Here is a 12348-nt window from a genome sequence, read left to right on the forward strand (position 1 = left end):
GCTTTGGCTTTCATGTCACTCGACTCTATACTCTAACCTCATGAATTTTTATACTGTGGGCAAGTAATTAAAGGACTTTGAACATGAACCGCCGCCACAAGAAGCCGCAGCAAACTGATTATCTGGCCAAAGTGCAGAATTATTGGCAGCAATTGGATTGGCCACGCTATCGCCAACAACTGCATGCGTTATGGTTGCGCTTGCCTCCTTTTCATCGTCGTGGCTTGATGGTGCTCACGCCAGCTGTGTTGGTATTGATGGTGATCCCTTTGCCGGACAAGCAAGACGTGGCGGCTGAAACTCCTGCTACGTCAAAGCGGATTGAGGTTGGGATCAATACGCAAAGCTTGAGTGAACAACGCACGCAAGCGCAAACCGCCCTTAAATCTTCGGCATGGCAAGAGTACGTGGTGCGTCAGGGGGATACTTTGTCCCAGGTGTTTCGTAACAACGAGCTACCACTCACTGATATTAATGCGCTGGTTAAGGTGGAAGGTTCTGATAAACCGCTGAGCCAAATCCAAGCCGGTCAACTGATCCGCTTTAAATTGGCGGAAAACGGCCAATTAGACATTTTGCAGCTTGAACGTAATAACCAATCAGTGATGTTCTTCCGTCTCTCTGATGGTGGCTTTGGGCGCAGTAAGTAATTCCCGCCACTTTGCCAGCCATGCGCTAGGCAACAGAGGCAGAATAATCATTCCAATCCCCAGCCAAGTCAGTGCGTCCAGCATTTCAGCAAACCAGAATGCGCCAAAAGCCGCAACAAAGATCAATCCTGAATACTCAGCCAGTGCGATTTGGCTGGCTGGCGCTTTCTGATATGCGGCAACGGCCAAACCGTTGTAGAGCAAAATCAATCCTGAACTTGCAGCAATCCATAACCACTGAGATAAGCTGAGCGGCTGCCAATAGGCGGCCGCCAGTAAGCCGGAAATGGGGAGTGAAAAAAGTGTGGTCCACATAAGTGTGGTCACGACAGGTTGGCGCTCAGGGATGGTGCGAGCGAGTAGGTTAAAGAGTGCCAACGAACATGCCGTACCCAAGGCAAACAGGGCTGCCCAATGAAATTGCGACGGGCGCAAGACAATCAGTACCCCAAGAAAGCCGGTGACGGTTGCGATAACCTTGCCGCGGCTTGGTCTCTCTTTCAGAAACAGAATTGAGAGAGGCAGCATCAATAGTGGCGCGGCGTAAAACACCGCATTGGCGGTGGCTAAGGGTAAATACGAAATCGCGACCACCATACAGCCAGCGCCCAGTAGCACTAAATGAGCGCGGATTAGGGTAACTTTAGGATCATGCAGTTGACGTAAGACTTTGGGCTGTTTTCGCCACACGGGCCAGATGAGGGCAAAAGCAAAGAGTTGGCGCAAGAACATATATTGAAAAGGTACGACTTCACCTTGCAGCATTTTGACTGCCACATCAGAGAGCGAAGCCGCCAAATTGCCCAGAACCAGTAGCCAAACAGCTAACGCTACAGGGTTCATGGTTAGGCTCTTTTCATATCAATGTGAGGAATGCCATCTTCTAGATAGGTTTCTGAGGTTGCGACAAAGCCATAGCGAGCATAAAACTCGCGCAGATGCTCCTGTGCACCAATTTCAATCGATTGTTGTGGCCATAAGTTTTGACACTGCTCAAGTGCCGTTTGCAATAGTTGGTGTCCTAAGCCATTGCCACGTGCACTGGCCTTAGTCGCCACACGGCCAAGGCTAACACTAGGATAGCTCACCCCGGCCGGCAGTAGACGTGCGCAAGCGACGAGCTCTCCATCTTGATAACCCAGCAGGTGATGCACTTCGTTGAGCGTATCTTTGTTATCCAATTCCGGGTAGGGGCAGGTCTGCTCGACCACAAAAACATCGACACGCAGTTTGAGTAGTTCGTACAGCTGTTGGGTGGTTAATTGGCAAAAAGGGATACATTGCCAGTTGATCATCTTTATCTCCTTAAATATGAAATCTATCCACTTCCTATGAGATGCTGCAACTGCAAGTCATTTGAGTATGGGCGGATAGGAATAGCAGTACTGTAGCAGGCAGCGTAAAAACCAGCGTTAACAAAGGTTAAGGGCAAGCAAGAAAATTTAAATCAAGATTCACTGGAGCTCGGGCGCAAAATAACGATAATAGCGCTTCTTTTTTCGTCACACTGAGGACACCCCTTGAACGCCAACTCTTTTGCTGCTTTGAATCTGAAGCCTGAACTTCTTGCTAACCTTGAAACCATGGGGTTTGCCACTATGACTCCGATTCAGGCACAATCTCTTCCTGCGATCCTTAAAGGGCAGGATGTGATTGGCCAAGGCAAAACAGGCTCCGGTAAAACCGCTGCGTTTGGTCTTGGGGTACTTTCCAACCTCAATGTGAAGCGCTTTCGTGTACAAGCCTTGGTGCTGTGTCCAACACGTGAGTTGGCCGATCAAGTCGCGACCGATATTCGTACGCTAGGGCGTGCTATCCACAATATCAAAGTGTTGACGCTGTGTGGCGGTATGCCAATGGGGCCGCAGATCGGATCCCTTGAGCATGGCGCGCATATCTTGGTTGGAACGCCGGGACGGATTTTGGATCATTTGAGTAAAGATCGTATCGATCTGAGTGAGCTCAATACCTTGGTGTTGGATGAAGCTGACCGCATGCTCGAAATGGGTTTCCAAGAAGCGCTGGAGGCGATCATTGCTGCCGCGCCAGCCGAGCGTCAAACCTTGCTGTTTAGTGCAACTTATCCCGCTAGCATTGAGCAGATTGCACAAAGCGTGACTCGCAATGCGCTGATGATTAAAGTTGAGGCGACCCACGATACTTCAAGCATTCGTCAATATTTCTACAAAGTAGAAGGCAGTGCTGCGCGTGATGAGGCTCTGGAAACGTTGCTCTTGCACCATCAACCGACTTCTTCGGTGGTGTTCTGTAACACCAAACGTGAAGTACAAAATGTTGCCGATGCCCTGCATCAAAGCGGTTTTAGCGTGATTGAACTGCATGGTGATATGGAGCAGCGTGAGCGCGACCAAGCCTTAGTGCAATTTGCCAATAAGAGTATTTCTATTCTGGTGGCGACCGATGTTGCGGCTCGTGGTCTGGATGTCGATAACCTTGATGCAGTGTTTAACTACGATCTGTCTCGCGATCCTGAAGTGCATGTACATCGCATCGGGCGTACTGGTCGTGCGGGAAGTAAGGGCTTAGCGTTTAGCTTCTTTAGTGACAACGAGAGCTACCGTGTGGCGCAAATTGATGAGTACATGGATATCGCGATTGAACCTTCAACCTTGCCGCAACCTGCTGCAGGCGCTCGTCCTTACGCGGCGAATATGGTCACCATTCAGATTGACGGTGGTAAGAAAGATAAGGTGCGTCCCGGTGATATCCTTGGTGCACTGACCAGTGATGGCGAACTGACCGCGGAGCATATCGGCAAGATTAACCTGTTCCCGATGCGTGCTTATGTGGCCGTGCAGAAGAAAATCGCCCACAAAGCGCTGAATAAAATTGCCAACGGTAAGATGAAGGGACGCCAGTTCCGCGCTCGCTTACTCAAATAATATTACGCGTCCTGTCTCAGCCGCGCTTTAATGCGGCTGAGGCTAATTGGCGTTATCCCCAAATATGCGGCGATGTGATGATCGCAAAGCCGCGCCATCAAATCTGGAAACTGAGCACACATCACTTGGTAACGCTGTTCTGGGCGATAGAGCAACATAAAGCGCTCTTTTTGCTCCTTGTACAGCAGTTGTGTCTCAAGTAAACGTTGATAGAGCGGGTGACCACTAGAGCGCCATTCACGTAACACATCAATCGGTACGCCCATCAGTTGTACTGGAGATAAGGTTTCCAGCATGAAGGGTGAGGCTTGCTCACGCAGCAAACTTTCAAAACCAATCGCCCAGTCTTGCTCCCAATAAAACTCTTTACTGAAACTTTTGCCCTCTTCGGTGAGATAGCAAGCGTGGCACAGCCCTGCGAGCACCCAATAGGCAAAGGGAGTGGTTTCTCCTTGTGCGACCAAGACATGTCGTGTTGGCAGCTCGAGTGGCTGAGCGACACTTTGCAATTGCGTACATTCGGCATCGGAAAAACCATGCTGTTTTAGATAAGCGTGAAACAGTGCTTGCATAAAAGCCTCATAGAAAAGAAAACAGCCACTCTAGGTGGCTGTCTACTTTACGTGATAACCCAAGTGACTTGAAGCAGCTGCTGTATTGGTTGCCGTTTCAATAGGGGGTTATTGATGCTTATTTTTGTAAGTCGATGCGATACACCGCGAAGCCGACGTCATCGGTCGCGATTTGGGTCATCGGATATTGACCTTTTTGTTTAATAAACTGGGTGGCTTTATCGCTTGGTGAGGTTTCAAAGCGAATATCCAGCTTGGTTTTGCTGCTGATCGGAGCAAATGACCAGTTGTTGTCCGCACTTGGCGTCACTTCGCCTTTGTCCTTACTCACGCGAGCGATGTAATCGGCCACTACCGTGCGGTTTTCATCGGGGGAATCAAACGCGACAAACTCAGCGCCTGTGCCGGGGAATTTGTTGCTGTAGGCACGATAGTTGTTGGTGGCGATCAAGAAGGTTTGTTGGGTATCAATTGGCTTACCTTGATAAGTCAGTTGCACGATGCGCTGTGAATTCGGGTTGATCAGTTTGCAGTCACCATCGTAGCGCGCAGGCTGAGTCACATCGATCTGGTAATTGACGCCATCAATCACATCAAAGTTGTAAGTGCGGAAGCCATCCCAGTTGATGAGAGATTGCGGTGCGCTAGACGTCACATCAATCTGGTTAAACTGGCCTGCTGAGCACTCTAACCACTCTTTAAGCTGCTGACCGCTCACTTTCATGGTGACTAAGGTGTTCGGGTACAGGTAAAGGTCGGCGGCATTACGGAAAGTCAGCTCGCCCGCTTCCACTTCAGTGAAACCGTTAGGATCGTCTTTACGGCCACCGGCTTTGAAAGGCGCAGCGGCAGATAGCACTGGCAAACCATCAAGGTTTGGATCGCCTTGAATAAAGCGCTCGACATAATCTTTCTGCGCGAGGTTGACGATTTGTACCGTTGGGTCATCTTGCACCAGTGATAAGAAGCTGTACATCACGTCGTTCGCTTTGCCGATTGGCTGGTTAACAAAGTCGCGTGTACCTTGATGATCGTGTTGCAGCGCTTGCACCATAGTGGCATCGGCTTCGACAAGCGCTTTCTTATTGGCTTTGTCAAAGATTGGGCGAGCTTCGGATTGACCGGAAGTCACTGCCCACCGACCTTGCTGTTTTTCTAAGGTCAGATCCATCACCCCAACATGGCTACCCCAACGGCCCGGCATCACAGCGGTCACGCCATTGATGGTACCTTTATCGATATCTGCGCCCGGTACATTAGCAAAATCTTTACCCGGGAAGACGGCGTGAGAGTGACCAAAAGCAATCGCATCAATGCCTTTCACTTGGGTCAGATAGTAAACCGAGTTTTCTGCGCCAGCTTGGTATTCATCGGTGCTGATCCCAGAGTGGGGGATGGCGACAATCACATCCGCGCCTTTGGCTTTCATCTCAGGGATAAGTTTTTCTGCGGTCTGTTTGATATCGGCTGCGGTCACTTTACCTTCGAGATTTTTCTTATCCCACACCATGATTTGGGGCGGAACAAATCCGATATAACCGACCTTGATGGTATGTGCCTCTCCATCGGTATCTTTAAAGCTGTGCTCTTTAATCACATAAGGCGTGAATAAGTGCTGACCTGTTTTGGCATCAAACACGTTGGCGTTTATGTAGGGGAAGGCGGCATCGTTGATGGTCTCTTTTAAAAACTCAAGGCCGTAGTTAAATTCGTGGTTACCTATGTTACCCACATCATAACCTAGCGGATTCATGGCTTTATAAACGGGGTGCACTTCGCCAGCCTTGATGCCTTTCGCTGCCATGTAGTCACCCATCGGGCTACCTTGGATCAAATCACCGTTATCGACCAGCACACTGTTTTCGACTTCGGCGCGAGCTTGTTTGACAAGCGTGGCGGCGCGCGTCAGGCCAATTTGATCGGAGGCTTTATCTTTGTAGTAGTCATAATCCATCAAATTGGTATGAATATCCGTGGTTTCAACAATACGTAGTTTGATCGTATCGGCCATTACAGGGCCCGCCATAGCTAACAGGCCGCCAAGTACCGCTAAAGAAACAGGTTTGATCATCATGGTCATCACAGACTCCAGAATGAGTGACAGAAGGAGGAAATAAAAACAACTCGATAAATGTAACAAAAGTCGATGAAACAAAGGTTTCACTCATAACCAAATTGTGATGTGACGCGATACCTTTGTCTGAAATTGCCCGGTTGATCCCAGTTGGCATGCTGCTGTTGTCCTGACTGTGTCGAGTAATCTGCTGAGCTTAGGCTTTTATGCCCATTTCGCTCCGCTTATATCAGCTTTTGGAATAAAAAATGAAATTATAGAATTTCAGGTAATAACCGTAACTGCTCATAATGCCTGCAACAGACCAATTAAGGATCAAGATTATGGCGCAGGATGCGGTAACTCCCCTTCGTAAAACCCCTCGCTTAGCCGTTGTAGAAGGCTCAGGTTATGTGCGTGCCGCGCGTAGCCAACTGCAAGCAGGAGAAGTGGCGCTGGTGGGCGCAGGCCCAGGCGATCCTGAGCTACTCACAGTCAAAGCACTCAGTTATCTCCAACAAGCGGATGTGGTGCTCTACGACTATTTAGTGTCCGATGAAATCATGGCGCTCATCCCAAGCGAGACGATTTTAGTCTGTGTGGGGAAACGCGCAGGCCATCACAGTGTGCCGCAGGAGAAAACCAATCAACTCTTGGTCGATTTTGCCCGTCAAGGTTATCGCGTGGTGCGCATCAAAGGCGGCGACCCTTTTATGTTTGGCCGCGGTGGGGAAGAGCTAGAAGTGCTGTTTGAAGCTGGCGTGAAATTTCAGGTTGTCCCCGGCATCACCGCAGCCGCTGGTGCAACGGCGTATGCCGGCATTCCGCTCACTCATCGTGATTACGCCCAATCGGCGCTGTTTGTCACCGGCCATTTAAAAGCGCAAGCCAAGGATCTGGATTGGTCAACGCTGGCGCGTGGTAAGCAAACCTTAGTGATTTACATGGGCTTGAGCAACGCTGCGGCAATCGCTGAACAGCTCCAGTTGCATGGCCGTCAAGCGAGCACGCCTGTGGCAATCATTGAACGTGGCACTCAAGTCAATCAACAGGTGCTGATTGGTACATTGCAAACTTTGCCTAGTTTAGCCAGCCAAGCGCAATCTCCGGCGCTGATTGTGGTGGGTGAAGTGGTCGCGCTTGCCGCCAAGCTGCACTGGTTTGGCGAACAAGGCACAACACAGCAGCTTGATGCGGCGCAGTCAGCGTAAGGTGCCGCACTTATCTTCTTGGTCACTACTTAAAATTTCACACTACGGCGCTGCTTAAGGGCAGTGCGCCGCCGTCAGGCAAGCGAAAAGGAAGCAGGTAAAATGGATCAACAGCGTTTAACCCATTTAAAACAGTTGGAAGCAGAAAGCATCCACATCATTCGTGAAGTGGCGGCCGAATTTGATAATCCGGTGATGATGTACTCGATTGGCAAGGATTCATCGGTGATGTTGCATTTAACGCGCAAAGCGTTTTATCCGGGCAAGATCCCTTTTCCTTTGTTGCACGTCGATACCGACTGGAAGTTTCGTGACATGATTACGTTTCGTGATGCGACGGCCAAAAAGTACGGCTTTGATCTTATCGTGCATAAAAATCCAGAAGGTTTGGCGGCGGGGATCAACCCATTTGATCACGGCTCCTCTAAGCACACCGACATCATGAAAACCCAAGGCTTGAAGCAGGCGTTGAACAAATATGGTTTTGATGCGGCCTTTGGTGGTGCGCGTCGCGATGAAGAGAAATCGCGTGCCAAAGAGCGTGTCTACTCTTTTCGCGATAAAAACCACACTTGGGATCCAAAAAACCAGCGCCCAGAGCTATGGCGCACCTATAACGGCCAGATCAACAAGGGTGAAAGCATTCGGGTGTTCCCGCTCTCGAACTGGACGGAGCTGGATATCTGGCAATACATCTATTTGGAAAACATTGAGATTGTTCCGCTCTATCTGGCGGATGTCCGCCCAGTCGTACAGCGTGATGGCATGCTGATCATGGTGGACGATGATCGTATGAAGCTGCGCGAAGGTGAACAGATTGAGCACAAGAGCGTGCGTTTTCGCACCTTAGGCTGTTACCCACTCACCGGAGCCATCGAGTCACAAGCCAATACATTGACCGAGATTATTGAAGAGATGCTGGTGGCGACCTCCAGTGAGCGCCAAGGCCGCGCGATCGACCACGATCAGTCGGGATCAATGGAACTGAAAAAACGTCAAGGTTACTTCTAAGGATCGAAGGAAAGCGTATGAACAATGCAGTCAAAGAGCAGCTCGCTGAGCTCGGTATTGAAGGTTACCTCAATCAGCATCAACACAAATCGTTACTGAGATTCTTAACTTGTGGCTCGGTCGATGATGGTAAAAGCACTCTGATCGGTCGTTTGCTCCACGATTCAAAGCAGATTTATGAAGATCAACTGGCCGCAGTCCATAACGATAGCCAGCGAGTTGGCACCACGGGCAGTCGCCCAGACTTAGCGCTGCTGGTGGATGGTTTGCAAGCTGAGCGTGAGCAAGGCATCACGATTGATGTGGCGTATCGTTATTTCTCAACCCAGAAGCGCAAATTCATCATTGCCGATACACCGGGGCATGAGCAGTACACCCGTAATATGGCGACAGGCGCATCGACTTGTGATCTGGCGGTGATCTTGATTGACGCGCGTAAAGGCGTGCTGGATCAAACGCGTCGTCACTCATTTATCTCCAACTTACTTGGCTTGAAACACTTTATTGTGGCGGTCAACAAAATGGATCTGGTCGATTATTCGCAAGATCGTTTTGAACAGATCCGCGCAGAATATCTTGAGTTTTCAAAGCATTTACAGGGAGAGACCGAGATTCAGATCATCCCGCTTTCGGCATTGGAAGGCGATAACGTGGTCGAAAAAAGCCGTTTGATGGATTGGTATCAAGGCCCATCACTGCTTGAGCTACTGGAAAATGTCGATATTGATCGCGACAAGAGCAGTGGTGCGTTTCGCTTCCCAGTACAGTATGTGAATCGTCCTAACCTCGATTTTCGCGGTTTCGCGGGTACGATTGCTTCTGGAGTGGTGAAAGTCGGCGATAAAATCAAAGCGCTGCCATCGGGGAAAACCTCAACCGTGACAAGAATTGTGACTTTTGATGGCGATTTGCCTCAAGCACAAGCCGGTTTGGCGGTCACTTTGACACTGGCTGATGAAATTGATATTAGCCGTGGTGATTTAATTGTGCTGGAAAGTGCGCAAGTCGACAGCACTAATCATTTGTTGGCGGATGTGGTGTGGATGACAGAACAGCCACTGCAAGTGGGGCGTGATTACGATATTAAAATCGCGGGCAAGAAAACCGTCGGTCAAGTAAAAGCGGTGCGTCATCAGTACGACATCAATAACTTGTCGACCTACCATGCCGAGAGTTTACCGCTTAATGGGATTGGGTTGTGCGAGTGGACGTTTACCCAAACTGTCGCGCTGGATAAATATCTGGATTGTGCCGATACCGGTGGTTTCATCATTATCGACCGCCTGACAAACGTGACCGTTGGCGCGGGTTTAGTGCGTGACAGTTTGCAAAATATCACTGGCCAAACCGAGTCGTTTTCAGCCTTTGAACTTGAGCTCAATGCCTTGGTGCGTAAGCACTTCCCACATTGGCAAGCGATTGATTTAAGCCGCTTAGGTAAAGCGTGAGTGAGGATGGATGAGTAAGCAAGCAGACAGCCTGCGCTTTGAACAAGATGCCAAGCCAGAGAATGTGGTGTGGCATCGTCATGAGGTGGATAAAGCGCAACGTGCGGCACTGAAACAGCAGCGCCCTGCGGTACTCTGGTTTACCGGTTTATCGGGTGCGGGCAAATCGACCGTGGCAGGGGCGCTTGAGAACCGTTTAGCGGCGCTTGGGTATCACACTTATCTGCTGGATGGTGATAACGTACGTCACGGTTTGTGTAGCGATCTCGGCTTTTCTGAACAGGATAGACGGGAAAACATTCGCCGCATTGGTGAGCTTGCCAAACTGATGGCGGATGCGGGTTTGATTGTGCTGACCGCGTTTATTTCACCCCATCGCGCTGAGCGCCAAATGGTGCGTGACTTGTTGCCAAATGGCGAGTTTCTAGAGGTGTACGTCAACACATCACTCGATGTGTGCGAAGCGCGTGACCCGAAAGGCTTGTACAAAAAGGCGCGCGCCGGAGAAATTCGCCAATTTACTGGGATTGATTCCGCCTATGAAGCGCCGCTCAATCCGGATATCGATTTACCGGCGGGTGAAAAAAGCGTGGATGAGTTGGTGGCGCAGTGCCTACAGGCGTTAGCAGAGCGTCATATCATTCAACGTTGGGTATAACTCTTTAGATTCAAAATAAACCCAAAGCGACCGTCCGGTCGCTTTTTTGATCTCTTTATTGAGGGCATGTCATCAGACGGTGTGGTGAATCGAGCTGCTGCTTACTTCAGTCTGTACGGTGAATTTCTGAGTCAGAAGTGCGACCAGTTGATCGTAATAAGTCATATTGGGTTTGTTACCGAGCAGTCGACACAGTTCATTGCCGGTTGGGCTAAAACGATAATAGATCAGGCGCACGCCTTTGCTGGTCGGCTGCAGATGCAGATTTTTACCCTGATAGCTAAGGAGTAGGGCGGGTTCGGCTTCAATCTCGCCCGATTCCAATTCCGTTGCGTGCAAAAGACCCAGCTCAATCAATACCAACAAGCTGGAATAAGGCAGTTGATGATTGCCTATATTGATGGCTTGGGTGGTTATGCGCTTGCCGAGACTAAACAAGCTATTTTGCGCTTTATAGCCAATCAGCAATTTCAAGCTGGTGTCTGAGCCAAAACTGCACGCCAGCGCGGCGGCGCGTTGTAAAATCTGCGCTTCTTTGGGCGTCATATCCTGCAGCACCTTCAGTGCTTTCATGGAGGTAAAGCCGGGATTGGTCACTTCACGTTTCAGCACTTGCGCCCACAGGCGCTGCATGGAGCTATTGTGAATGTCCTGCGCCATATCAAAAAAGCGATATAGCCAATCTTGGTCGGGGTCGCCAGCGCTTTCATTACGGCAAGAGCTGTGCGCAAGCTTAATGATCTGCTCTAAGTTTTTCTGGCGCTGCTCTTTACGTTGTCGCTCGCGATGTACTGCTCGTTCTAATGCGCTGTTTTCCGGCGATTCTGTTAATAGCTGGGCATCTAAGCCGTGATGACGGGCGATAACCAAAATGCGGCTACCACTGTCTTTGACGTAATGGGAGTGGGTTCGTTTCTCTTGGCTCTGTTGAGAGTCATGCTCGATCACAACAGGCGTCATATTGTCCGCCATGCGCTTCCTGAAAGCCTCTGCTGCGTTTTTGGTCTGCTGTAAAATTTACTCTGTTCGCCGCTGAGCAGCCAGTGAAACTCTCTGACGTAGTGCACAATTTTGTGCTATCACAAATGATAATAAATTGTTAAAGTTGTTATTAATCTTTGTGGGGTGGCTATGAAGTATTGGAAAGAGCGCAAATTAGCCAAGTACCTATCGCTATTAATCTTATTTATCGGCTATTTCTCGGTACTGGCGTATCTATCGAAATATTTGGTGTAACCTCCCCGCGCAAGCGCAGGGAGGGCACAGCGTTTTCTCTCTGCGGTTACATATCGTCGTATTCGGCGATCTCAGTACCGATAATGGTGTAAGCCGTTTCCGCTAGATCATGACTGAGTGATTCGGTTTTCAATTCCCCAATCACATAAATCACATCCCACAGCTCTTGGATCGGAGCACCTTTAGGAAACTTGACGTAAATAATCTGGTTAGGTGGCGGTGGTGGCACGTGAATACACGCACCAAAGTAAGGCACCAATAAAAACTCGGTGACCTTCTTATCATCGCCTTCAAGCGGGATCACAAAGCCGGGAATTTTGACCCGACTGCCGTTCAGCTCCTTACGGACCGTGCCAATCTGTTGCTGCTTGGCTGGTTCATTACCGTTATGATCCGGCATCGGCATACCTTGTTGATCAAACAAGTTGCGCTCATTTTCTGGAATGAGATCGAGCCAGTCGAGTTGTAACACATCCTGCTCACTGGCAGTGGTGTCTTGATTAGCCAATAGTGGCGTTGAGAACAGCGGCGCCATGATGAGGCTCGCTATCAACATAAAACGTTTCATCGAATGCTTCCTTGTGATCCTTCTCATTGTGAGTCAGT

The 12348-nt window shown here is 49.6% G+C and carries 12 protein-coding genes; 6 read left to right on the top strand and 6 right to left on the bottom strand.

Features of this window, described 5'->3' with window-relative positions:
• Nucleotides 1-83: 83 nt before the first annotated feature.
• Nucleotides 84-650, top strand: coding sequence for an OapA family protein (locus F0316_RS01460; RefSeq protein ID WP_001081780.1), 567 nt, complete (start codon nt 84-86; stop codon nt 648-650).
• Here the strand turns inward: F0316_RS01460 and F0316_RS01465 are convergent.
• Nucleotides 600-1493, bottom strand: a complete 894-nt coding sequence (locus F0316_RS01465) for a DMT family transporter (RefSeq protein ID WP_148525773.1) — start codon at nt 1491-1493, stop codon at nt 600-602. The genes F0316_RS01460 and F0316_RS01465 overlap by 51 nt on opposite strands.
• A 2-nt stretch (nt 1494-1495) precedes the next feature.
• The gene (locus tag F0316_RS01470) at nt 1496-1945 is read right to left on the bottom strand and encodes a GNAT family N-acetyltransferase (RefSeq protein ID WP_000611535.1); all 450 of its coding nucleotides are present in this window, start codon (nt 1943-1945) and stop codon (nt 1496-1498) included.
• A 225-nt stretch (nt 1946-2170) separates the two neighbouring features.
• Here F0316_RS01470 and dbpA point away from each other — a divergent pair, with 225 nt between their 5' ends.
• On the top strand, nt 2171-3553 hold the full coding sequence (gene dbpA, locus F0316_RS01475) for an ATP-dependent RNA helicase DbpA (RefSeq protein ID WP_033931398.1): 1383 nt from the start codon (nt 2171-2173) through the stop codon (nt 3551-3553).
• A 2-nt stretch (nt 3554-3555) separates the two neighbouring features.
• Here the strand turns inward: dbpA and F0316_RS01480 are convergent, their stop codons facing one another.
• A complete protein-coding gene (locus F0316_RS01480; protein ID WP_114721118.1) occupies nt 3556-4125 on the bottom strand; it encodes a Crp/Fnr family transcriptional regulator in 570 nt (189 codons plus the stop codon).
• 118 nt (nt 4126-4243) lie between these two features.
• Nucleotides 4244-6151, bottom strand: coding sequence for a 2',3'-cyclic-nucleotide 2'-phosphodiesterase (cpdB, locus tag F0316_RS01485; protein ID WP_230612712.1), 1908 nt, complete (start codon nt 6149-6151; stop codon nt 4244-4246).
• 371 nt (nt 6152-6522) lie between these two features.
• On the opposite strand from cpdB, the gene cobA reads away from it, so the two are divergent.
• From cobA to cysC, 4 genes are all read left to right on the top strand, one after another.
• Complete coding sequence (gene cobA / locus F0316_RS01490) at nt 6523-7389, top strand: uroporphyrinogen-III C-methyltransferase (protein WP_172625945.1); 867 nt, start codon at nt 6523-6525, stop codon at nt 7387-7389.
• Nucleotides 7390-7452: 63 nt separating this feature from the next.
• A complete protein-coding gene (cysD, locus tag F0316_RS01495) occupies nt 7453-8400 on the top strand; it encodes a sulfate adenylyltransferase subunit CysD (protein ID WP_080008364.1) in 948 nt (315 codons plus the stop codon).
• Between the two features lie 17 nt (nt 8401-8417).
• On the top strand, nt 8418-9848 hold the full coding sequence (gene cysN, locus F0316_RS01500) for a sulfate adenylyltransferase subunit CysN (RefSeq protein ID WP_001057925.1): 1431 nt from the start codon (nt 8418-8420) through the stop codon (nt 9846-9848).
• A 10-nt stretch (nt 9849-9858) separates the two neighbouring features.
• Entirely contained in the window at nt 9859-10506 is a 648-nt protein-coding gene (gene cysC / locus F0316_RS01505; RefSeq protein WP_000043065.1) for an adenylyl-sulfate kinase, read from the top strand.
• Nucleotides 10507-10578: 72 nt separating this feature from the next.
• Here the strand turns inward: cysC and F0316_RS01510 are convergent, their stop codons facing one another.
• Nucleotides 10579-11478, bottom strand: coding sequence for a TIGR03899 family protein (locus F0316_RS01510; RefSeq protein WP_000774796.1), 900 nt, complete (start codon nt 11476-11478; stop codon nt 10579-10581).
• Between the two features lie 310 nt (nt 11479-11788).
• Nucleotides 11789-12310: a DUF3299 domain-containing protein gene (locus F0316_RS01515; RefSeq protein ID WP_000819707.1), complete on the bottom strand. Its 522-nt coding sequence runs from the start codon at nt 12308-12310 to the stop codon at nt 11789-11791.
• Between the last annotated feature and the right edge of the window lie 38 nt (nt 12311-12348).

Origin of the sequence: Vibrio cholerae (assembly GCF_008369605.1) — a bacterium.
In the GTDB taxonomy this organism is placed as follows: domain Bacteria; phylum Pseudomonadota; class Gammaproteobacteria; order Enterobacterales; family Vibrionaceae; genus Vibrio; species Vibrio cholerae.

Bases quoted from the DNA above. Each gene is read 5' to 3' on its own strand.
- F0316_RS01515 (WP_000819707.1), bottom strand. From the start codon at position 12,310: ATGAAACGTTTTATGTTGATAGCGAGCCTCATCATGGCGCCGCTGTTC.
- cysN (WP_001057925.1), top strand. From the start codon at position 8,418: ATGAACAATGCAGTCAAAGAGCAGCTCGCTGAGCTCGGTATTGAAGGT.
- cobA (WP_172625945.1), top strand. From the start codon at position 6,523: ATGGCGCAGGATGCGGTAACTCCCCTTCGTAAAACCCCTCGCTTAGCC.
- F0316_RS01465 (WP_148525773.1), bottom strand. From the start codon at position 1,493: ATGAACCCTGTAGCGTTAGCTGTTTGGCTACTGGTTCTGGGCAATTTG.
- cpdB (WP_230612712.1), bottom strand. From the start codon at position 6,151: ATGGCGGGCCCTGTAATGGCCGATACGATCAAACTACGTATTGTTGAA.
- cysC (WP_000043065.1), top strand. From the start codon at position 9,859: ATGAGTAAGCAAGCAGACAGCCTGCGCTTTGAACAAGATGCCAAGCCA.
- F0316_RS01480 (WP_114721118.1), bottom strand. From the start codon at position 4,125: ATGCAAGCACTGTTTCACGCTTATCTAAAACAGCATGGTTTTTCCGAT.
- F0316_RS01470 (WP_000611535.1), bottom strand. From the start codon at position 1,945: ATGATCAACTGGCAATGTATCCCTTTTTGCCAATTAACCACCCAACAG.
- F0316_RS01510 (WP_000774796.1), bottom strand. From the start codon at position 11,478: ATGGCGGACAATATGACGCCTGTTGTGATCGAGCATGACTCTCAACAG.
- F0316_RS01460 (WP_001081780.1), top strand. From the start codon at position 84: ATGAACCGCCGCCACAAGAAGCCGCAGCAAACTGATTATCTGGCCAAA.